This is a genomic window from Streptomyces pacificus (assembly GCF_011766325.1).
In the GTDB taxonomy this organism is placed as follows: Bacteria; Actinomycetota; Actinomycetes; order Streptomycetales; family Streptomycetaceae; genus Streptomyces; species Streptomyces pacificus.
Genome location: NZ_BLLG01000001.1, coordinates 410,697 through 432,104, shown reverse-complemented (window position 1 = coordinate 432,104; position 21,408 = coordinate 410,697). Strand labels below are relative to the sequence as shown.

General features: G+C 73.7%; 18 protein-coding genes. 4 read left to right on the top strand and 14 right to left on the bottom strand.

What is annotated here, in order from left to right:
* Positions 1–23: 23 nt before the first annotated feature.
* From SCWH03_RS01760 to hrcA, 7 genes are all read right to left on the bottom strand, one after another.
* Positions 24–932 carry a ribonuclease Z gene (locus tag SCWH03_RS01760; RefSeq protein ID WP_173260859.1) on the bottom strand — a complete coding sequence of 303 codons (909 nt, stop codon included), beginning with the start codon at positions 930–932 and terminating at the stop codon, positions 24–26.
* Positions 933–959: 27 nt separating this feature from the next.
* On the bottom strand, positions 960–1,319 hold the full coding sequence (locus SCWH03_RS01755) for a histidine triad nucleotide-binding protein (RefSeq protein WP_173260857.1): 360 nt from the start codon (positions 1,317–1,319) through the stop codon (positions 960–962).
* A 419-nt stretch (positions 1,320–1,738) separates the two neighbouring features.
* The gene (locus SCWH03_RS01750) at positions 1,739–2,329 is read right to left on the bottom strand and encodes a hypothetical protein (RefSeq protein WP_254076494.1); all 591 of its coding nucleotides are present in this window, start codon (positions 2,327–2,329) and stop codon (positions 1,739–1,741) included.
* 399 nt (positions 2,330–2,728) lie between these two features.
* Positions 2,729–3,460: a 16S rRNA (uracil(1498)-N(3))-methyltransferase gene (locus SCWH03_RS01745; RefSeq protein WP_173260856.1), complete on the bottom strand. Its 732-nt coding sequence runs from the start codon at positions 3,458–3,460 to the stop codon at positions 2,729–2,731.
* Positions 3,457–4,530: a nitronate monooxygenase gene (locus tag SCWH03_RS01740; protein ID WP_173260854.1), complete on the bottom strand. Its 1,074-nt coding sequence runs from the start codon at positions 4,528–4,530 to the stop codon at positions 3,457–3,459. The genes SCWH03_RS01745 and SCWH03_RS01740 overlap by 4 nt, the downstream gene beginning before the upstream one ends.
* A gap of 277 nt (positions 4,531–4,807) precedes the next feature.
* Complete coding sequence (dnaJ, locus tag SCWH03_RS01735) at positions 4,808–5,944, bottom strand: molecular chaperone DnaJ (RefSeq protein WP_173260852.1); 1,137 nt, start codon at positions 5,942–5,944, stop codon at positions 4,808–4,810.
* Positions 5,945–6,961 carry a heat-inducible transcriptional repressor HrcA gene (hrcA, locus tag SCWH03_RS01730; protein ID WP_173261392.1) on the bottom strand — a complete coding sequence of 339 codons (1,017 nt, stop codon included), beginning with the start codon at positions 6,959–6,961 and terminating at the stop codon, positions 5,945–5,947.
* A gap of 221 nt (positions 6,962–7,182) precedes the next feature.
* On the opposite strand from hrcA, the gene SCWH03_RS01725 reads away from it, so the two are divergent.
* Positions 7,183–7,905 carry an MBL fold metallo-hydrolase gene (locus SCWH03_RS01725; RefSeq protein WP_173260850.1) on the top strand — a complete coding sequence of 241 codons (723 nt, stop codon included), beginning with the start codon at positions 7,183–7,185 and terminating at the stop codon, positions 7,903–7,905.
* Positions 7,906–7,915: 10 nt separating this feature from the next.
* Complete coding sequence (locus SCWH03_RS01720) at positions 7,916–8,752, top strand: DUF3097 domain-containing protein (RefSeq protein WP_173260848.1); 837 nt, start codon at positions 7,916–7,918, stop codon at positions 8,750–8,752.
* A gap of 104 nt (positions 8,753–8,856) precedes the next feature.
* Here the strand turns inward: SCWH03_RS01720 and hemW are convergent, their stop codons facing one another.
* From hemW to lepA, 3 genes are all read right to left on the bottom strand, one after another.
* A complete protein-coding gene (gene hemW / locus SCWH03_RS01715) occupies positions 8,857–10,089 on the bottom strand; it encodes a radical SAM family heme chaperone HemW (RefSeq protein WP_173260846.1) in 1,233 nt (410 codons plus the stop codon).
* Between the two features lie 354 nt (positions 10,090–10,443).
* A complete protein-coding gene (locus SCWH03_RS01710; protein WP_173260844.1) occupies positions 10,444–12,333 on the bottom strand; it encodes an AMP-dependent synthetase/ligase in 1,890 nt (629 codons plus the stop codon).
* Between the two features lie 251 nt (positions 12,334–12,584).
* On the bottom strand, positions 12,585–14,456 hold the full coding sequence (gene lepA / locus SCWH03_RS01705) for a translation elongation factor 4 (RefSeq protein WP_173260842.1): 1,872 nt from the start codon (positions 14,454–14,456) through the stop codon (positions 12,585–12,587).
* A gap of 281 nt (positions 14,457–14,737) precedes the next feature.
* Here lepA and rpsT point away from each other — a divergent pair, with 281 nt between their 5' ends.
* A complete protein-coding gene (gene rpsT, locus SCWH03_RS01700) occupies positions 14,738–15,004 on the top strand; it encodes a 30S ribosomal protein S20 (protein ID WP_173260840.1) in 267 nt (88 codons plus the stop codon).
* A 716-nt stretch (positions 15,005–15,720) separates the two neighbouring features.
* Here rpsT and holA read toward each other — a convergent pair.
* Positions 15,721–16,707: a DNA polymerase III subunit delta gene (holA, locus tag SCWH03_RS01695; RefSeq protein ID WP_173260838.1), complete on the bottom strand. Its 987-nt coding sequence runs from the start codon at positions 16,705–16,707 to the stop codon at positions 15,721–15,723.
* A 237-nt stretch (positions 16,708–16,944) separates the two neighbouring features.
* Positions 16,945–17,190 (bottom strand): hypothetical protein, encoded by a 246-nt coding sequence (locus tag SCWH03_RS01690; RefSeq protein WP_173260836.1) that lies wholly within the window; start codon positions 17,188–17,190, stop codon positions 16,945–16,947.
* A gap of 407 nt (positions 17,191–17,597) precedes the next feature.
* On the opposite strand from SCWH03_RS01690, the gene SCWH03_RS01685 reads away from it, so the two are divergent.
* Entirely contained in the window at positions 17,598–18,053 is a 456-nt protein-coding gene (locus tag SCWH03_RS01685; RefSeq protein ID WP_173260834.1) for a pyridoxamine 5'-phosphate oxidase family protein, read from the top strand.
* Positions 18,054–18,062: 9 nt separating this feature from the next.
* Here the strand turns inward: SCWH03_RS01685 and SCWH03_RS01680 are convergent, their stop codons facing one another.
* Together SCWH03_RS01680 and SCWH03_RS29745 are read right to left on the bottom strand one after the other, a co-directional pair.
* Entirely contained in the window at positions 18,063–20,576 is a 2,514-nt protein-coding gene (locus tag SCWH03_RS01680) for a ComEC/Rec2 family competence protein (protein WP_173260832.1), read from the bottom strand.
* A complete protein-coding gene (locus tag SCWH03_RS29745; RefSeq protein WP_173260830.1) occupies positions 20,573–21,232 on the bottom strand; it encodes a ComEA family DNA-binding protein in 660 nt (219 codons plus the stop codon). The genes SCWH03_RS01680 and SCWH03_RS29745 overlap by 4 nt, the downstream gene beginning before the upstream one ends.
* Positions 21,233–21,408: the final 176 nt, after the last annotated feature.

Here is a 21,408-nt window from a genome sequence, read left to right as displayed (position 1 = left end):
TCGCTCGGGCGTCGGCGGGTGGATCAGGCTGCGCGCCTGGGCACCGGGACCCGTGCGAGGTCCCGGGCCACGGACAGTTCACCGTCGAAGCCGGCGGCACGGGCCTGCCGCGCGAACTCGTCGGGTTCGCCGTAGCGCTGGGAGAAGTGTGTCAGCACGAGGTGCCGTACGCCCGCAGCGCGCGCCACCCGGGCCGCCTGTCCCGCCGTGAGATGACCGTGGTCGCCGGCCAGCGCGATGTCCTCGTCGAGGAAGGTCGACTCGATCACCAGCATGTCGCAGCCCTCGGCCAGCTCGTACGCCCCGTCGCAGAGCCGGGTGTCCATCACGAACGCGAAGCGCTGCCCGCGCCGTACCTCGCTGACCTCCTCGAGCGCGACCCCGCCGAGGGCGCCCTCCCGCTGGATGCGGCCCACGTCGGGTCCGCTGATGCCGTGGGCGGCCAGGCGCCCGGGCAGCATGCGCCGGCCGTCGGGCTCGGTCAGCCGGTAGCCGAAGGACTCGACGGGGTGGTCGAGGCGGCGCGCCTCAAGCGTGTACGAGGGCGTCTCGGCCAGGACGCCGCCGCCCGCGACCGGGGCCTCGGTGAGCCGGACCGTCTCGCGGTAGGCCGTCGCGTACCGCAGCCGTTCGAAGAAGCGCTGCCCGCTCGCCGGGTAGTGGGCCGTGACCGGGTGCGGCACCTGGTCGAGGTTGATGCGCTGGATCACCCCCGCGAGACCGAGGGAGTGGTCGCCGTGGAAGTGGGTGACGCAGATCCGGTCGATGTCGTGCGCGGCGACCCCGGCCCTCAGCATCTGCCGCTGGGTGCCCTCACCGGGGTCGAAGAGGATGCCCTGGCCGTCCCAGCGCAGCAGATAGCCGTTGTGGTTGCGGTGCCGGGTGGGGACCTGGCTGGCCGTGCCGAGCACGACCAGTTCGCGTACGGACAAGAGGGGCTCCGTGCCTGTCGGTGCGCTCTACCCGGGCGGCCATTGCAGGCCGCGCCCGCCGAGGACGTGCGCATGCGTGTGGAATACGGTCTGGCCGGCCCCGGCGCCGGTGTTGAAGACGATCCGGAAGCCGGAGGCGTCGATCTTGTCCATGGCGGCGACCTCGGCGGCCTCGCGCAGCAGGTCGGCCGCGACGCCCGGCTCTGCCCCGGCGAGGGTGGCGGCGTCCGGGTAGTGGACCTTGGGGATCACCAGCACATGCGTCGGCGCCTGCGGGTTGATGTCCCGGAAGGCGAGGGTGGTCGGCGTCTCGCGGACGACGGTGGCCGGCACCTCCCCCGACACGATCTTGCAGAACAGGCAGTCGGCTTGCGGTTCTCCCGCCATGGTCCGGCCCCTTCACGGCTCCGACGATCAGTGGAACTGCATGGTATCGAGGCCGGGACGCGCACTCTCCCCGGGTGCCGGGGCGCCGCCTCCGCCGGTGCCGTGCGGCGCGGGCGCTCGCCGGCCCGGGCGCGGGGCGCGTGCCTCCCGCCACCGGCCTCGGGTCCTGCCCCCGATCCGGCGCCCCGGGCCCGGGAGACCTTCCCCGGCCGGGGAGGGTCCGTGCAGTGCCATGCCCGTCCCGTCCCGTGCCGCCCTACGCCGCCCTACGCCGCAGCGTGCCGTCCACGCCGCCCGCCCGGCGGGCGGAACCCGGCCCCGGCCGTCAGCAGAGCCGAGGCCGGGGCTGATCCGGCCCGGGCCAGGACCTGCCCGGCGGCCGGGGGCCCGCCCGGCGGGGATGCCGGCCCGGCTTCCGCCTACCCGGCGAAGGTACGGGTCTCGGTCACGGTGACGGTCACGGTGACCGTGGGCCGCGGGGCCCCGCCGTTCCCGGGCGCGGGAGGGAACGACCACGGCGGCCTGGTGGAGGTGGGCAGCGGGGCGTTGCAGTCACCGAGGACATAGGCCCGGAAGACCCGGCGGCCGTCGGACTTCGCCGTGAGGTCACCGTGCACGCACCGGCCGCCGATCTCCTGGGTGACCGTGCCGTTGATGGTGACCCTCCCGCCGTCGCCGGTTCTGCCCTCGCAGTCGACACCGGCCGCCGCACGAGCCGAAGGGGAGGCGCCGGCCGCGCTGTTGAGCCGCGCTGAGCAGCTGAGCCAGCGGACGCGGACGCCCTCCTCCTCCAGCGCCCGCGTACCCGCCCGGTCGGTGGTGTACGACACCGCCATGGCGCTCAGTCCGCCGGAGGTCCCGGGGTCGCACGCCACGAGGCCGGCAGCGGTCAGGGCCGCGCAGGCGGACGCGAGGAGGGCGCGGAGGGGGCGGAGTCCGCGGAGAGGGCCGGCAGGTCGGGGGAGGCGGAGCAGGCGCGGCACGGGGAACAGGCGGAGAGGGGCCGTCATGGGCGGCAGAGTGCCAGGGTCGGGAGGGGGGCGGTAGTCCGTTTGCGGCCAACGCCCCCTTTATGTACGCCGCATGTACGCCGTATGGGTGACTCCCCGGGCCCCCGTGCCCCGGCGGGGCACCGCCGGGGCACGGCTCGGGCCGGATCCGAACCGGGTCCGAACCGGGTCCGGGACCCCGCATGAACCGGGGGCTTTCGCGCGGCACCTCTGCCGGAGGCGCGACGGCGCGGGCGCCACCGGCCGGGACCTCGGCGCTGCCGGAGGCGGACCGGTGCCCCGGTGCCCGTACGCGCGCCCGTACCGGTGTCGGTGACGAGGGCCGGTGCCGGCCGCAGGTGCCTTCCGGTGGCACCCGCACCCCCGGCGGGACAGCGGGCGGCACACGGCGTACCCGGTTCAGGACCAGCGACCGGTGCGGCCGAGCAGCAGGGCGCACGCCGCCGTCCCCGCGGTGGATGTCCGCAGGACACTCCTGCCGAGGCGGCAGGGCCTGGCGCCCACCTCGGCGAACGCGGCCGACTCCTCCGGCGAGACGCCCCCTTCGGGACCGACCACCAGCACGATGTCGCCGGAGGGCGGCAGCTGTGCGGTCGCGAGCGGCTCCGCACCCTCCTCGTGCAGCACGACCGCGAGGTCCGCCCCGGCGAGCAGCCGGGCCACCTGCCCGGTCGCCGCCGTATCGGCCACCTCGGGGAAGCGGAGCCGGCGTGACTGCTTGCCCGCCTCACGGGCCGTGGAACGCCACCTGGCCAGCGACTTGGCGCCGCGGTCGCCCTTCCACTGGGTGATGCAGCGGGCGGCCGCCCACGGCACGATCACGTCCACGCCGGTCTCGGTCATCGTCTCGACGGCGAGCTCGCCGCGGTCGCCCTTGGGCAGGGCCTGGACGACCGTGATCCGGGGCGCGGGTTCCGGTTCCTCGCGCAGTTCCGTGACGACGACGTCGAGGCGGTCCCTGCCCTCCACGGCGGCGACGGTGCCATGGCCGCCGGTGCCCCGGCCGTCGGTGAGGACGATCTCCTCTCCCACCCGCAGCCGGCGCACGGAGACGGCGTGCCGCCCTTCGGGACCGTCCAGGGTGACGGTGCCGGTGCGGACCTCGCCGACCAGGAACACGGGGGCGGTCACGACGGGTCCCGGAGCGCGAGGTCCAAGGCCGCCGCGGCCGTCTCGGCGGCGAGGACCTCGACGAGCCGCCCGGCGGGAAGGGCGCGGGCCAGCCGGTGTCCCTGGCCGGCCCAGAGGGCCATGGCCTGCGGGTCACCGGCCTTGGCCGCGGCCTTGCGCAGGCCGGTGGTGAGGTGGTGCACCTCCGGGTAGGCGGCGGGCGCATACGGCCCGTGCTCGCGCATGAACCGGTTGACGAGGCCGCGGGCGGGGCGGCCGGAGAACGCCCGGGTCAACTCGGTCCTGCCGAACAGCGGACTGGTCATGGCCTGCTTGTGCAGCGTGTTCGCGCCGGACTCCGGGCACACCAGGAAGGCGGTGCCGAGCTGGGCGGCCTCGGCCCCCGCGGCGAGGGCGGCGGCGATCTGCCCGCCGCGCATGATGCCGCCCGCCGCGACGATCGGCAGACCCACGGCCTCGCGGATCCGTGCGATCAGCGTGAGCAGGCCGATGCCGGCGCCGTCGCCTGCGGGGTCGTCGCGATGGGTGCCCTGATGGCCGCCGGCCTCGACACCCTGCACGCAGACGGCGTCGGCGCCCGCGTTCTGCGCGGCCAGCGCCTCGTCCACCGTGGTGGCGGTGACGACCGTGAACGTCCCCGCGTGCCGCAGCCGGGCGACGGCGTCGGCGGTGGGACAGCCGAAGGTGAACGACACCACCGCCACGGGGTCGTCCCGCAGGACGGCCAGCTTGGCCTCGTAGCCGTCGTCCCGACCCGAGTCGGGGTCCCCGAGCGGTGTGCCGTACCAGCTGGCCTCGCCGGCGAGCTGGTGCCGGTAGACGTCGACGGCCGCGGAGTCGGCGTAGGCGGGCTGCGGCATGAACAGGTTCACCCCGAACGACCGCCCGGTGAGACCGCGAAGCTGCTTGATCTCCTGGTACATCCCGTCCGCGGTCTTGTAACCAGCGGCGAGGAACCCGAGTCCGCCCGCCTCGGACACGGCGGCGGCCAGCTCCGGGCAGGAAGCGCCACCCGCCATGGGGGCCTGCACGATCGGGTGACGGCAGAAATCGGTCAGCGCGGAGGACATGCCCCGCATGGTGCCATGCCCCGCCCCCGCGTCCGAATCCCGGCCTCCGGCGGCCCCACGGACACGCCCTGGGCGCGGCCGCGACGGCCGGCGGGGACCGGTGCCGGGCGGGGGCGCGGCGCCCGTCCGGAGTGCGGACCACCGCAGGTCCCCGCGGGAGGGCGGCACGGCCCCGTGACCGCTCCCGGCCCGCAGACCGGGCTGCCGGGCCGGGCTGCCGGGCCGGGGTCCGGCAGGGTCGGCCCCCGGCCCGCGGTCCGGCGTCACCGGTGCGGCGTCACCTGCCGTTGAACGCGTCCTTGAGGCGGGAGAACAGCCCCTGCTGTCCTGGCTGGAACTGACCCGTGGGCCGCTCCTCACCGCGGAGCTTCGCCAGCTCCCGCAGCAGGCGTTCCTGCTCCGGGTCGAGCTTCGAGGGCGTCTGCACCTCGACATGGACGATCAGATCGCCGCGCCCCCCGCCGCGCAGGTGGGTGACGCCGCGGCCGTGCAGCGGGATCGACTGGCCAGACTGGGTGCCGGGGCGGATGTCGATCTCCTCCACGCCGTCGAGCGTCTCCAGCGGCACCTTCGTGCCGAGGGCGCCCGCGGTCATGGGGATGGTCACCGTGCAGTGCAGATCGTCGCCGCGACGCTGGAACACGGGGTGCGGCAGCTCGTGGATCTCGACGTACAGGTCGCCCGCGGGGCCGCCGCCCGGGCCCACCTCGCCCTCGCCTGCGAGCTGGATGCGGGTGCCGTTGTCCACCCCTGCCGGGATCTTCACGGTCAGGGTGCGGCGCGACCGGACCCGGCCGTCGCCGGCGCACTCCGGGCACGGGGTCGGGACGACGGTCCCGAAGCCCTGGCACTGGGGGCACGGCCGCGAGGTCATGACCTGGCCCAGGAAGGACCGGGTGACCTGCGACACCTCGCCGCGGCCACGGCACATGTCGCACGTCTGCGCCGACGTACCGGGCGCGGCGCCCTCCCCGGAGCAGGTCGTGCACACCACGGCGGTGTCGACCTGGATCTCCTTCGTGGTGCCGAACGCGGCCTCGTCGAGTTCGACCTCCAGCCTGATCATGGCGTCCTGGCCGCGCCGGGTCCGCGACCTCGGCCCGCGCTGGGACGCGGTCCCGAAGAACGCGTCCATGATGTCGGAGAAGTTGCCGAAGCCGCCCGCACCGAAACCGCCCGCGCCACCGCCGTTGGCGCCGGACAGCGGATCGCCGCCGAGGTCGTAGACCTGCTTCTTCTGCGGGTCCGACAGCACCTCGTACGCGGCGTTGATCTCCTTGAAGCGCTCCTGCGTCTTCGGGTCCGGATTCACGTCCGGATGGAGCTCGCGTGCGAGCCGCCGGAAGGCCTTCTTGATCTCGTCCTGCGATGCGTCGCGGCGTACGCCAAGTACGGCGTAGTAGTCCGTGGCCACTTACGACTCCGCCAGGATCTGTCCGACGTAACGTGCCACTGCGCGTACCGCTCCCATCGTTCCGGGGTAGTCCATGCGGGTCGGTCCGACCACGCCGAGTTTGGCGACTGCCTCGTCGCCCGAACCGTAGCCGACCGCGACGACGGACGTGGAAGTGAGCCCCTCGTGGAGGTTCTCGTGCCCGATCCGTACGGTCATGCCCGGGTCCTGGGCCTCTCCCAGCAGCTTCAGCAGCACGACCTGCTCCTCCAGCGCCTCCAGCACGGGCCGGATGGTCAGCGGGAAGTCGTGGCCGAAGCGCGTCAGATTGGCCGTACCGCCGATCATCAGCCGTTCCTCCGTGTCCTCCACCAGCGTCTCCAGCAGGGTGGAGAGCACCGTCGCCACGGTGCCGCGGTCCTCCAGGTCGAACGACTCCGGGAGGTCCTGGACCAGCTGCGGCACGTCGGTGAAGCGCCGTCCGACGACACGGCTGTTGAGCCGGGCCCGCAGATCGGCGAGCGAGGTGTCGGAGAACGGCGCGGGGCAGTCGACGTGCCGCTGCTCGACCCGTCCGGTGTCCGTGATCAGCACCAGCATCAGCCGGGCCGGCGCGAGCGCCAGCAGCTCCACGTGCCGGACGGTGGAGCGGGTGAGCGAGGGGTACTGAACGACGGCGACCTGCCGGGTCAGCTGCGCCAGCAGCCGCACCGTGCGGGCGACGACGTCGTCGAGGTCGACGGCGCCCTCCAGGAAGTTCTGGATCGCGCGGCGCTCGGGCGACGACAGCGGCTTCACCCCGGCGAGCCTGTCCACGAACAGGCGGTAGCCCTTGTCCGTGGGGATGCGGCCGGCGCTGGTGTGGGGCTGGGCGATGTAGCCCTCGTCCTCGAGCACCGCCATGTCGTTGCGCACGGTCGCCGGCGACACGCCGAGCCCGTGCCGCTCGGTCAGGGCCTTGGAGCCGACGGGCTCCTCGGTGCCCACATAGTCCTGGACGATGGCGCGCAGCACCTCGAGTCTGCGTTCGCTGAGCATGGCGCGCACCTCCAGCTGCGGTTCCTCGGCGGTCCTTCGGTCCTGGTCTGGCACTCGGCCTCACTGAGTGCCAGCTTTACCCGGCCCAGTGTACGGCCGGGAGGTACGTCCCTAGCAAGGGCTGCCTGACACGTCCCCGGCAGGGGTGGCCGGCTCGCGCCCCGCGGCGGCGGGCTCCGGTCACCGAGACGGCGCCGGCCGCTCCGGGATAGCGTCGCCGTATGGACGTCCGTTGGGAAGACCTCGGCTGGGAACGCCTCGCCGGCGGCGTGGGGCGGCGCCGGCTGCCCGTCTGGGACGCGACGGCGGGCCTGGTGGCCGGGGAGGCCGCGGCGCTCCTGTTCGACACGGGGGCGACGCTCCGCGAGGGGGCGGAGCTGCGGGAGCAGACCGAGGCGCTCCTCGGCGGCCGAAGTGTGACGCACATCGCGCTCAGCCATCCCCACTTCGACCATGTGCTCGGCACGGCGGCGTTCCCGGAGGCCGAGGTGTACGGCGCGGTCGGCGTCGACAGCGTCCTGCCGCGGGACCGGGCCGCGCTGCGCGACGACGCGATCCGCCACGGGGTGCCGCCCGAGGATGCGACGACGGCCGTCGACGCCCTGGTCGTCCCGCGGCACACCGTCTCCGGCGAGTGGACGATCGACCTCGGCGGCGTCCGGGTGATGCTGGCGAACGCGGGCCCGGGCCACAGCGGCCACGACCTGGTGCTGCTGGTGCCGGGCGACCCCGAGGTGGTCTTCTGCGGCGACCTGGTGGAGGAGTCGGGAGACCCGCAGGCCGGACCGGACGCCATCCCGTCCCGCTGGCCCGCCGCACTGGACCGGCTGCTCGCCCTGGGCGGGGAGGACGCGCTGTATGTGCCGGGGCACGGGGCCGTGGTGGACGCCGCGTTCGTACGCACCCAACGCGATGAACTGGCCCGGCGGTTCGGGGTGCCGTAGCGTCTGACCGATGCGCAGCTACCGCCCCGATCTGACGCCCCCGTGGAAGCGGCCCGCTGCCGTGCCGGAGGTCCCCGCCGAGTCCGGCCTGGTGGTCGAGGAGGCCTCCACCGGCTTCTGCGGCGCGGTGGTCCGGTCCGAGGCGGGGGCGGTGACGCTGGAGGACCGCTTCGGCAAGCACCGGGTGTTCCCGATGCGGCCACGGGGGTTCCTGCTGGAGGGCAAGCCCGTCACCCTGGTCAGGGCGGCATCCGGTGGGACCGGGGGGCGCGGTGGGACCGGGGGGCGCGGTGGGACCGGGGGGCGCGCCCGCACGGCCTCCGGATCGGTCGCGGTGCCCGGAGCGCGCGCCAGGGTCGCCCGCGCCGGCCGCATCTACGTGGAAGGCCGGCACGACGCGGAGCTGGTGGAGAAGGTCTGGGGCGACGACCTGCGCATCGAGGGCGTGGTGGTCGAGTACCTGGAGGGCGTCGACGACCTGCCCGCCGTCGTCGCCGGGTTCGCCCCGGCAGCCGACGCCCGGCTGGGCGTGCTCGTGGACCATCTGGTGCCGGGCTCCAAGGAGGCGCGTATCGCGCAGTCGGTGACCGACCCGCACGTCCTGGTGGTCGGCCACCCGTACATCGACGTGTGGGAGGCGGTGAAGCCGTCGTCCCTGGGCATTCCCGCCTGGCCGTCGGTGCCGCGGGGGCAGGACTGGAAGACGGGCGTCTGCCGGTCGCTCGGCTGGCCGTCGAACACGGGCGCCGCCTGGCGGCACATCCTGTCCCGGGTGCACGGCTACCGGGACCTGGAGCCGGCGCTGCTGGGACGGGTCGAGGAACTGATCGACTTCGTCACGGCCTGAGCAGGCGCCAGAACGCCGGCCGGGGGCCGGGCCGGCGTTCTGGCGCGAGCCGGGCGGCGCAGACAGGGCGGGGGCCGGGCGGAGCCGGGGCCGCGCCCCGCCGGTCAGTCCACCAGGTCGCGGACCACCGCGTCTGCCAGGAGCCGGCCGCGGAGCGTGAGTACCGCCCTGCCCGCCCCGTACGGCCCGGGCTCCAGCAGGCCGTCCCGCACGGCGCTGCGGGAGGCGGCGAGTCCGGCCGGGCGCAGCAGGTCCAGCGGGCAGCCCTCGCGCAGCCGCAGTTCGAGCAGCACGCGCTCCACCCGCCGGTCCTCCTCCGGCAGGACCTCGCGGCCTGCGCCGGGCGAGCGGCCGCCGGTCAGGGCCGCCGCGTACGCGCCGGGGTGCTTCACGTTCCACCACCGCACCCCGCCGACGTGGCTGTGGGCGCCGGGCCCCGCACCCCACCAGTCGGCGCCGCGCCAGTACAGCTCGTTGTGCAGGCAGCGCCCGGCGTCCGAAGCGGCCCAGTTGGAGACCTCGTACCAGTCGAAGCCCGCCGCGGCCAGCACCTCGTCGGCCGTCAGATAGCGGTCGGCGTGGACGTCGTCGTCCGTCATGGGCACCTCGCCGCGGCGGACCCGGCGGGCCAGCCGGGTGCCCTCCTCCACGATCAGGGCATAGGCGCTCACATGGTCCGGGCCCGCGCCGATCGCGGCGTCGAGCGAGGCCCGCCAGTCGTCGTCGCTCTCGCCGGGCGTGCCGTAGATGAGGTCGAGGTTCACGTGTTCGAAGCCCGCCGCCCGGGCCTCGGCGACACAGGCCTCGGGGCGCCCCGGGGTGTGGGTGCGGTCGAGTACCCGCAGCACGTGCCGCCGGGCGCTCTGCATGCCGAAGGACACCCGGTTGAAGCCCCCGGCCCGCAGTTCGGCCAGGTAGGCCGGGTCCACGGACTCCGGGTTGGCCTCCGTGGTGATCTCGGCGCCGTCGGCGAGACCGAACTCGTCACGGACGGCGCCCAGCATCCGGACCAGGTCGGCGGCGGGGAGCAGGGTGGGTGTGCCGCCGCCCACGAAGACCGTCCTGACCTGCCTCGGATCGTCTCCGAGGACCTTGCGCGCGAGCCGTACCTCCGCCACGAGGGTGTCCGCGTAGTTGTCGCGGGAGGCCAGGACACCGCCGGTGCCGCGCAGCTCGTTCGCGGTGTAGGTGTTGAAGTCGCAGTAGCCGCAGCGCGTGGCGCAGTAGGGGACGTGCAGATAGAACCCGAGGGGCCGGTCGCCCGCGCCCGCGAGGGCGTGCGGGGGCAGTGCCCCGTCGACGGGCACGGGCTCACCGTCAGGGAGTGCGGAAGGCATGCGTCCCATTGTCCGGTACGCGAGGGGCGGCCCGGCCGGGGCCGCCGGCCCGGCGAGGAGCGGCGGACCCGGCGAGGAGCGGCCCGGCCGACGCGGCTCCTCGCCCACGGATCCGCGCGACGGCCCCCCGCCCGCCCGGCACGCACCGGCGTCACGGGTGGGGTGCCGCCGGGACGGAGGGCGCCGCCGGGGATGGGATGCCGCCGGGGCGGGGCAGTGGACCGCGGGTGGCAGCGTGCGGCCGCCCGTCGCGGCAGGCGCCGGGAGACGGGCATCCGAGGGGTGGCACCCCGCCCTGCAGGCATGGCGCGCCACCCCTCGCCCGCACCGGCGTCACGCCGCGCGGGCGGCCGGTCATGCCTCGCGCGCCCCCGTGTACATGCCTTCGATGAGGTCCCTGTACGCGCGCTCGACCACCGGGCGCTTCAGTTTGAGGCTGGGCGTCAGTTCGCCGTGCTCGACATCGAGGTCGCGCGGCAGCAGGCGGAACTTCTTGATGGTCTGCCAGCGCTGCAGCGTCTCGTTGAGTCGCTGCACATAGCCCTCGACCAGCCGCTCGGTCTGCGGGTCCGCGACGACCTCCGCGTACGGCTTGCCCCCCAGGCCGTTCTCCTCGGCCCAGCCGAGGAGGGCGGCCTCGTCGAGCGCGATGAGCGCCGTGCAGTAGTTGCGGTCCGCGCCGTGCACCAGGACGTTCGACACGAACGGGCACACCGCCTTGAACCGGCCCTCGACCTCGGCGGGCGCGATGTACTTGCCGCCGGACGTCTTGATCAGGTCCTTCTTGCGGTCCGTGATCTTGAGGTAGCCGTCGGGGGAGAGCTCGCCGATGTCCCCGGTGTGGAACCAGCCGTCGGGCTCCAGGACCTCGGCCGTCTTCTCCGGCAGCCCGTGGTAGCCCTCCATGATCCCAGGGCCGCGCAGCAGGATCTCGCCGTCGTCCGCGATGCGCACCTCGCAACCGGGCAGCGGCTTGCCGACCGTGCCGGTGCGGTACGCCTCGCCGGGGTTGACGAAGGACGCGGCACTGGACTCGGTGAGGCCGTAGCCCTCCAGGATGTGGATGCCGGCGCCGGCGAAGAAGAAGCCGATCTCGGGCGAGAGGGCGGCGGAGCCGGAGACCGCGGCCCGGAGACGGCCGCCGAAGGCCTCACGGAGCTTGGCGTAGACGAGCGCGTCGGCGGCCTTGTGCTTCATCGTGAGGCCGAGGGACGCCGAGGCGCTGCCGGTGCGGCGGTAGTTGTCCTGGGACTCCTTGGCGTAGTCGCGAGCGACGCCGGCCGCCCACTGGAAGATCTTGTACTTGGCCGCTCCGCCGGCCCGCGCCTTGGCGGCGACCCCGTTGTAGACCTTCTCGAAGATGCGGGGGACGGCCGCCATGTACGTCGGCTGGACCACCGGAAGATTCTCGATGATCTTGTCGACCCGGCCGTCGACCGCGGTGACATGGCCGACCTCGATCTGGCCGGAGGTGAGCACCTTGCCGAAGACGTGCGCCAGCGGCAGCCACAGGTACTGGATGTCGTCCTTGGTGACCAGCCCGGTCAGGGCGATCGCCTTGGCCATGTAGGACCAGTTGTCGTGGGGCAGCCGGACACCCTTGGGACGACCCGTGGTGCCCGAGGTGTAGATGAGAGTGGCGAGCTGGTCGGCGGTGATCGCCTCGACCCGCTCCTTGACCGCGCCGGGGTTCTCGGCGAGATATCCGGCGCCGCGCGCCTCCAAGCCGGCGAGCGAGAGGACCCACCCCTCGGGGTCGCCCTCGGCCGGCTGCGCACCCGCCTCGTCGATCACGACCACATGTCTCAGCCGCGGCAGTTCGGCGCGCCGCTCCCGGGCCTTGGCCAGCTGGTCGGCGTCCTCGGCGATCAGCACCCGGCTCTCGGAGTCGGCCAGGATGTACGCGGACTCCTCCGCGTTCGTCTGCGGGTAGACCGTGGTCGTGGCGGCGCCCGCGCAGAGGATGCCGAGGTCCGTGAGGATCCACTCGACCCGGGTGGACGAGGCGAGCGCCACCCGCTCCTCGGGGCGGACGCCCAGCGCGATCAGTCCCGCCGCGATGGCGTAGACCCGGTCCGCCGCGTCCTGCCAGCTCAGCGACCTCCACTCGTCGGGGCCCTGCCCCGAGGCGGCGGGAACCGGGTGGCGGTAGGCCTCCGCGTCGGGAGTGGCCGCCACCCGCTGCACGAAGAGCGTCGCCACGGAGGGCGGTCGGTTCTCGATCAGATTCTGTGTGTCGGTCACGACATCCTCCGGGCCTGCTGCGGCGTAGCTGCACGACTGGCTGATCGCCCCACTGGTCACGGTTGTCCCACTCGATTGTTTAACTCGCCAGTAACCCTCGGGCCCGATCAGCGTAGAGCGCCGCACCGCACCGCGTAAGAGGCCGCAGGCCGCCGCTTGATAACGAACGGGCCCGTGCACCGGGGACGCACGGGCCCGTCGGCACCGCTCGGACGGAAGGGCGCCACTGGTGCTTTCGTGTGACCCCCGCGCTACTTCCTCGCCTTGCCGCCCGCCGAGTCGTCGCTGGACAGCACGGCGATGAACGCCTCCTGGGGGACCTCGACCGAGCCGACCATCTTCATCCGCTTCTTGCCCTCCTTCTGCTTCTCCAGCAGCTTCCGCTTGCGGGAGATGTCACCGCCGTAGCACTTGGCGAGCACATCCTTGCGGATGGCCCGGATCGTTTCGCGGGCGATGACCCGGGAGCCGATGGCCGCCTGGACCGGCACCTCGAAGGCCTGGCGCGGGATGAGCTCCTTGAGCTTGGCCACGAGCCGCACGCCGTACGCGTACGCCTGGTCCCGGTGGGTGATGGCCGAGAAGGCGTCGACCTTGTCGCCGTGCAGCAGGATGTCCACCTTCACCAGCTGGGCGTCCTGCTCGCCGGTGGGCTCGTAGTCCAGGGAGGCGTACCCGCGGGTCTTGGACTTCAGCTGGTCGAAGAAGTCGAAGACGATCTCGGCGAGGGGAAGGGTGTACCGGATCTCCACCCGGTCCTCGGAGAGGTAGTCCATGCCGAGCATCACTCCGCGGCGGCTCTGGCAGAGCTCCATGATCGAGCCGATGAACTCGCTGGGGGCCAGGATCGTCGCGCGCACCACCGGCTCGTGGACGTCGGAGATCTTCCCCTCGGGGAACTCGCTCGGGTTGGTGACGGTGTGCTCGGTGCCGTCCTCCATGACCACCCGGTAGACCACGTTGGGGGCGGTCGCGATCAGGTCCAGGCCGAACTCCCGCTCCAGGCGCTCCCGGATGACGTCGAGGTGGAGCAGTCCGAGGAAGCCGACGCGGAAGCCGAAGCCCAGGGCGGCGCTCGTCTCCGGCTCGTAGACCAGCGCCGCATCGTTGAGCTGAAGCTTGTCGAGTGCGTCGCGCAGCTCGGGGTAGTCCGATCCGTCGAGCGGGTAGAGGCCCGAGAACACCATCGGCTTCGGGTCCTTGTAGCCGCCGAGAGCCTCGGTGGCGCCCTTGGACTGCTGGGTGATGGTGTCGCCCACCTTCGACTGGCGGACGTCCTTCACACCGGTGATCAGATAGCCGACCTCGCCGACGCCGAGACCGTCGGCCGCCAGCATCTCCGGGGAGTTGGTACCGATCTCCAGCAGCTCGTGGGTCGCGCCCGTGGACATCATCCGGATCCGCTCGCGCCGGTTGAGCTGGCCGTCGACGACCCGTACATAGGTGACGACACCCCGGTAGGAGTCGTACACCGAGTCGAAGATCATCGCGCGGGCGGGGGCGTCCTTGACTCCGACCGGGGCCGGCACCTCACGCACCACCCGGTCCAGCAGCGCCTCCACACCCGTGCCCGTCTTGGCCGAGACCCTCAGGACGTCCGAGGGATCGCACCCGATGAGGTTGGCGAGCTCCTCGGAGAACTTCTCGGGCTGTGCGGCCGGCAAGTCGATCTTGTTGAGCACCGGGACGATGGTGAGGTCGTTCTCCATCGCCAGATAGAGGTTGGCGAGGGTCTGCGCCTCGATGCCCTGGGCCGCGTCCACCAGCAGGATCGTCCCCTCGCACGCGGCGAGCGACCGGGACACCTCGTAGGTGAAGTCGACGTGGCCCGGGGTGTCGATCATGTTGAGGATATGGGTGCGGCCCTGCTCGTCGCCCGTGGTGGGCGCCCAGGGCAGACGCACGGCCTGGGACTTGATCGTGATACCGCGTTCACGCTCGATGTCCATGCGGTCCAGGTACTGGGCGCGCATCTGCCGCTGCTCGACCACGCCGGTCAGCTGGAGCATCCGGTCGGCAAGCGTCGACTTGCCGTGGTCGATGTGCGCGATGATGCAGAAGTTGCGGATCAGCGCCGGGTCCGTACGGCTCGGCTCGGGCACATGGGTAGGGGTCGCGGGCACGCAGGGTCCTGATTCTTGAGCGCCGAGCGCTCGTCTCGGGTCGATGTCGGATCGATACGCAGCCTCCATGCTCCCATGGCTGCGGGGCTGCGCTCGGTTTGGGCCGGTCGGAGCTGCACTGGTAGGCTGGCCAGCTGTGTCTCGCGTGTCCTCTCCGGAGGCACCTCCCGCACCCGGAAGGGTCATGCGCTCGGAAGAGTCGTGTCCTCGGAAGGCCGTCCCGGAAGGTCGTGGGTGAGGGGCACGCCTTCAAAGATCATCAATCCTGAAAAGGCTCTTTCGTGGCGAACATCAAGTCCCAGATCAAGCGGAACAAGACGAACGAGAAGGCGCGCCTGCGCAACAAGGCCGTCAAGTCCTCGCTCAAGACCGCGATCCGCAAGGCCCGTGAGGCTGTCGCAGCCGGTGACACCGAGAAGGCCACCGCGGCCGCTCGCGAGGCGTCCCGCAAGCTCGACAAGGCCGTCTCCAAGGGTGTCATCCACAAGAACGCCGCCGCCAACAAGAAGTCGGCGCTGGCGTCCAAGGTTGCCTCCCTCCAGGGCTGAGCTCCCACCCCGGTCGACCCCGGGACCTCCGGCAGCCGCCTCCTGGGCCACCCGCCGGACGACTTGACCGCCGGACCGGACCAGACGGGCCCTCTCTCATCCGTCCCCGGCATCCCGGCACCCGGACTCGCACGCGGCCTGCGTTCGCCACGCGGGTGCGAGTCCACCGGCTTCCCGGCCTCGGCCGGGCCCGAAGACCCCGCCACCCCGTTCTTCCCCGGTTCGGGAGGGCGGGGTTTTCGCGTCGGAGCCCCACCGCGGCGTCCGGACCACCGAGCACACGGCCGGGCCGGGCGTTCGGGACGGGGCGGACGGCCGCTCCCGAGGTACGGAGGCGAACCGCGCAGGAGGCAAGGAGCGTGCGGCGCGGGGGAGAACCACACGACGCACGGGGACGCCGAGGGGCAGGCGCACAGGGCAGAGCCGCATCGCGCACGGGGCGGGCTCGCACGGGGCAGAGAGGCACCGGGAAGAGAGGCACCGGGCAGAGAGGCGCGGACCCGGCAGAGGCGGGAAGGAGCAAGGGGGCGGCAGCCGCAGGGCGGCTCCGCAGGACGTTCATGAGCAGGTCCGCACCGGGACACGCGCGGCGAGGACGCCCCGGGCGGTCGCGCAAGGGGGCCGGCGACGCAGGAGCGGGCCACGCCGGGGGCCGGCGACGTGAACGGCAGGCCCTGCCAGGGAGCCGGCACGCATGAGTGCGGTCGGTCCAGGGGTCAACGGCGCAGGCGTGCCGCACGGGCGACCGCCACCACCGCCTTCTCCAGCGCGTACTCCGGGTCGTCGCCGCCCCCCTTCACACCGGCGTCCGCCTCCGCCACGGCGCGCAGTGCGAGGCCCACACCGTCCGGCGTCCAGCCGCGCATCTGCTGGCGGACGCGGTCGATCTTCCAGGGCGGCATGCCGAGTTCACGCGCGAGATCCGCCGGCCGGCCGCCACGCGCGGACGACAGCTTGCCGATCGCCCGCACCCCCTGCGCCAGTGCGCTGGTGATCAGGACGGGCGCGACACCGGTCGAAAGCGACCAGCGCAGAGCCTCCAGCGCCTCAGCCGCGCGTCCCTCGACCGCCCGGTCGGCCACGGTGAAGCTGGACGCCTCCGCGCGACCGGTGTAATAGCGGCCGACGACGGCCTCGTCGACCGTGCCCTCGACATCCGCGGCCAGCTGCGAGACGGCGCTCGCCAACTCCCGGAGGTCACTGCCGATGGCGTCGACGAGGACCTGGCACGCCTCGGGGGACGCGGAACGCCCCAGCGCGCGGAACTCGGAGCGCACGAAGGTCAGTCGCTCCGCCGGCTTCGTCGTCTTGGGGCAGGCCACCTCACGCGCGCCCGCCTTGCGTGCGGCGTCGAGCAGCCCCTTCCCCTTCGCACCGCCCGCGTGCAGCACCACCAGCGTGATCTCGTCGACCGGTGCGGCGAGGTAGGCCTTGATGTCCTTGATCGTGTCGGCGGAGAGGTCCTGAGCGTTCCGCACGACGACGACCTTGCGTTCGGCGAAGAGCGAGGGGCTCGTCAGCTCGGCGAGCGTGCCGGGCTGGAGCTGATCGGAGGTGAGGTCGCGGACGTCCGTGTCGGCATCGGCGGCCCGGGCGGCCGCCACCACCCGCTGCACGGCGCGGTCCAGCAGCAGATCCTCCTGGCCCACCGCGATCGTGACGGGGGCGAGGGGGTCGTCGTCGGTGTTCTTCCTGGTGGCCATCGCGGTCCAGCATCCCACGGGCCACCGACACCGGCGGCCCCTGCCCGGCGCTCGCGGTGCCGGCACCGACGGCCCTGTCCGGCGCTCGCCGCCCCGGCACCGGCACCGGGGCGAAGCACGCCCCTCCCGGCCCCGGAACGCAGCCCGCGAACGGTGGGTACGCGAACGGTACGCAGACATTCGGCGCGCGTTCGACGGGTGTTCGGCGGACGTTCGACGGGCGGGCTGCCGGAGCCGCTAGGGCTCCTCCCGCCAGCCGTCCCAGCCGGCCACGAAGTCGTCCAGTTCGGCGGGGCTCAGCCTGGCTTCCGGGTCCTCGACGACCACAAGCCACTGTGCGTCCTCCGCATCGTCCTCCCCCGCCAGGGCGTCGCGCACCAGCCGGGGCTCGTCGTCCACGCCGAAGCGATCCCCGATCGCCTCGAGGACCTCTTCTGCGGCGTCACGGTCCGGCAGGACGAGCACATGTCTCACATCACTCACCGCCACATTGTGCCGTGCTCCCGGCGAGCGCCCTGCCGTCCCGGCAGCGGCGAGGAGAGGCGACCGGTGACCCCCCGGGGGGCGTCGCGGTGTTCCCCCGGCACGGACCCGCCCCTGCCCCTGCCCCTGCCCCTGCCCCTGCCCCTGCCCCTGCCAAGAGTCTCGCGGCACCTCCGAGTCGGCCCGGCCGGGGCGGTCGGCCCCGATGCGGCGGGGACGCTGCCCACGGCCTCCGGCCGAGAGGCCGCCCTGCCGCGGGGAGGGCCTCGCCGTGTGCGCGGGTGCGGTCCCTGCCGCAGGCGCTGACCGCACCCGCCATACGTCAAAGGTCCTAGGACGTCGGGCGGAGCCGCCTCCGTCCGCTGCCTGACGTGCCGGAACGCACCCGCGGCGTACGCTCTCAGGTCATGATGAGCCCCGGGCCGGTCCGCAACCGTGCGCAGCGAAGGAAGGACACCCTCAGCCGACTGACGCAGGACCGTGACGCCTGGGTCGCCACCTCATCGGCGAACGGCAGGCCCGCACTCGTGCCCTTGTGGTTCCTGTGGGACCGGGGCACGCTGCTGATGTGCACCCGGCGCGACACCGTGACCGCCCGCAATCTGACACCGCGCGGCGAGGCCGTCGTCACCGTCGGCCCGGCCACTGACGTCGTGCACCTGTCCGGCACCGCCGAGGTCGTGGAATGCGACGCCCTGGCAGCCGACTCCGCCCGTGCGTTCTCGGCGAAGCTCGGTTGGGACCCGCGCGACGGGGCCCAGTGCGTCTTCCTGCGGATCACCCCTCACACGGTCAAGGCCTGGCGGGAGGAGAACGAGCAGCCGGGCCGTCTGCTGATGCGCGGCGGACAGTGGCTGGACTGACGAAGCCGTTCATGGCGCCCTCGAAGTCCGGGAGCCGCGTGGTACTGCTCGCAGATCTCCCCCGGAGCCCATGACGGCGATCGCCCCGTCCCTGTCTGTACGCAGCACCAAGGCGCCCTGGGACCGCAGAGCGGCGACGGTCCGGGGCGACGGGTGCCCGTACGGGTTGCCCCGGCCGCAGGAGATGAGCGCCAGCCGGGGCCGGGCCGCCGCGAGCAGAGCCGGATGCTGGAAGCCCGACCCGTGGTGCGCGACCTTGAGCACGTCGACGCGCGAGAGGGCCGGATGGGCCCTCATCAGCGCCTGCTGCGCGGGGGGTTCCAGATCCCCGAGGAGCAGCAGCGACACCCCCGCTTCCGTCCGCGCGAGCAGGGTGACGCTCGCGTCGTTGGGCTCCGACGGCTTTGTGCCGGTTCCCGTCCCGGGCACCGGCCAGAGCACCCGCCAGGTGAGGCCTCCCACACGCCGTCGCTCCCCCGGTCCTGGACGGATCAGGGGCACACCGGCAGCATCGGCGGTCCGGTGCACGAACTCAGCCTGTTCGCGCGGCTCTTCGAGGCCCGTCGTCTGGATGGCGCCGACGCTTCTGCCCCGCAGGGCACCGGGCAGCCCCGCCACATGATCGGCGTGGAAGTGGGTCAGCAGCAGCAGAGGCACCCTCCTGACACCCAGTTCGTGGAGGCAGCGGTCGGTCAGCGCCGGATCGGGCCCGGCGTCCACCACCACGGCCGTCCCTTCACCCGCGGCCAGAACCGCGGCGTCGCCCTGGCCGACGTCGCACACGGCGAACGACCAGCCGGACGGCGGCCATCCGGTGACGATCCTGGTCAGCGGGGGCGGCCGCAGCACCACCAGGACGAGCAGCAGGACACATCCCACGGCGGGCCAGGGGCCCCGGGGCACCCTGCGTGCCATCAGCATCCCGGCGGCGATGACCGCGGCCAGCAGCAGCGCACCCCGCCAGCCACCGGGCCACTCGGCCTGTGCGCCGGGGAGGCCGGCGCCGGTGCGGGCGACTCCGGCGATCCACTGGACCGGCCAGCCGGCGCAGCGTGCCAGCAGTTCGGCGACCGGTATCGAGACGGGTGCGGCGGCGAGCGCCGCGAACCCCAGCACCGTGGCGGGCGCCACGGCGGGCTCGGCGAGGAGACCGCAGGGGATCGCCACGAGGCTGATCCGTTCGGCGAACACGACCACGACCGGTGCGCACACCGCCTGCGCCGCGGCGACGGCGGCGAGGGCCCCTGCGCATCGAGCCGGCACTCCGCGCTGTCGCAGGCCCACGCTCCAGCGCGGGGCAAGGGTGAGGAGCGAGCCGGTGGCCAGCACGGAGAGCAGAAAACCGAAGGTACGGGCCGACCACGGGTCCCACAGAACCAGCAGCAGTACGGCAGCCGCCAGAGCCGGGAGCAGCGATCTGCTCCGGCCGGTGCCGATGGCGAGCAGGGTGATCGCTCCGCATGCCGCGGCGCGCAGCACGCTCGGTTCCGGCCGGCACACCACGACGAATCCCAGGGTGAGTACGCCGCCGAACAGCGCGGTCGCGCGCAGCGGGACGCCCAACCGGGGGGCCAGACCGCCTCGTTCCGCTCTGAGCGCCCTTCCCGGTGGGCCGATGAGCAGGAACAGGACGATGGCCAGGTTGCTTCCGGAGACAGCCAGCAGGTGCGTGAGGTCCGTCGCCTTGAACGCCTCTTGCAGTTCGGTGCCGATGCGGGAGGTGTCGCCGACGACAAGCCCCGGCAGAAGGGCGCGCGCGTCCGGCGGCAGTGCCTCGGTCGCCTGCCTCAGCCCCGCGCGCAGATTCCCCGCCAGGCGCTGCGCCGTGGTCGGCGGTCCGGTGATCCGGGGTGGTCCCGTGCCCCGGGCCCTCAGTACGGCCGCGAACCTGCCCTCCCCCTCCGTCGGCGGCTCCGCCCGCGCGTCGAGGGTGAGCCGCGTCGACGGCAGCAGGCTCAGCCATGCGCCGGCCGCCGCCCCCGGCCGGACGATCACCAGCACCGGCGCCCTGGTGGCCATCGGCTCCGCGTGCGCGGTGGCGACCCGGACGACCCGCGCCTCCAGCATGACGGCCGGCTGCTTCGCACGATCACCCCATACCTGCGGCCGGGTCGCACGCGGATCGGTGACGACGGTCAGTTCCGCGGTGATCAGGCCGTACGTGCCCGCTGCCGCGGGCACCGGGCCCCGGTACAGGTCCGCGCCGCGCAGTGCGCCCGCGGCCGTGCCGGCTGCTGTGCACAGCAGCACCGCGGCGGCGGCAACCCTGTTGCCGGCGCCATGCCAGGAGCGGCGGCGCGCCACCCGGACGGTCAGGGACAGTACGAGGGCGCCCGCAGCCGCGAGGCAGCCCAGCACCGTCACACCCGGCCAGGGCGCCCGAGCCGTCAGACCGACGGCCGCGGCGCCCCAGGCGGCGAGTGCGGGCAGCACCAGACGCAGATCGGCCGGACGCTCCTCGACGGCGTCGGCCACTCCCGGCCCCGGCTCGGTCCCGGGGGGCCCTGCCGCCGTCTGGGTCATGGGCGCACCAGCGGTCGCAGGTCCTCGAACCGGCGGTCGCCGATCCCCTTCACCTCGCGGAGTTCGCCGACCGAGCGGAAGCCGCCGTGCTCTGCGCGGTAGTCCACGATGTGCCGGGCGAGCACCGGGCCCACACCCGGCAGGGTGTCGAGTTGCTCCGCCGTGGCGGTGCTGAGGCTGAGCGGCCCCCCGCCCGGAGCGCCCCCGTCCATCGGCCCGTGCAGCCCGGGGGCCGGCCCGCCGGGGGCCTGAGGAACACCCACGGCCACCTGCTCGCCGTCCATGAGCACCCGCGCCCGGTTGAGGCCGGCGAGGTCGGTGCCCGCCTTGACCCCGCCGGCCGCCCGCAGTGCGTCGGCGACCCGGGCCCCCGCCGGCAGGTGGAGGACGCCCGGCCGCAGGACTCCCCCGCTCACGTCGACGACGATGCGCCCGGTGGGCTTCGGCACGGGCGGCGGCCCCGGCGAGGGCCCGTGCGGGGTGGTGCCCGGCGTCGCAGGAGGCGCGCCCCCGACGAGTTGCGGCGCGGGCACCGGCTCCGGCCGGCCGGCCCGGAAGTGCTGCGCGGCGAGAACCACCCCGAGGGCCAGGACCACCGTGAGCGCGGCCAGCGTCCTCGGTGCCAGCCCGCAGCGCATCCGCACCCACGACGGCATCCGCTCGCCCCAGGCCAGACGTGTCCGCTCACCCAGCGACAGCCCGGTTCCGGTCGGTCGCGCCGATCGTGACGGATCGCGCGAGCCGGGCGCTGGCGCGGCCCGGCCACCCCCTCGCTCCGGCGGAGCGGCCGGCTCCCGCATCCCGTCCTGCCCGACGGTCGGCTCCCGGCCCT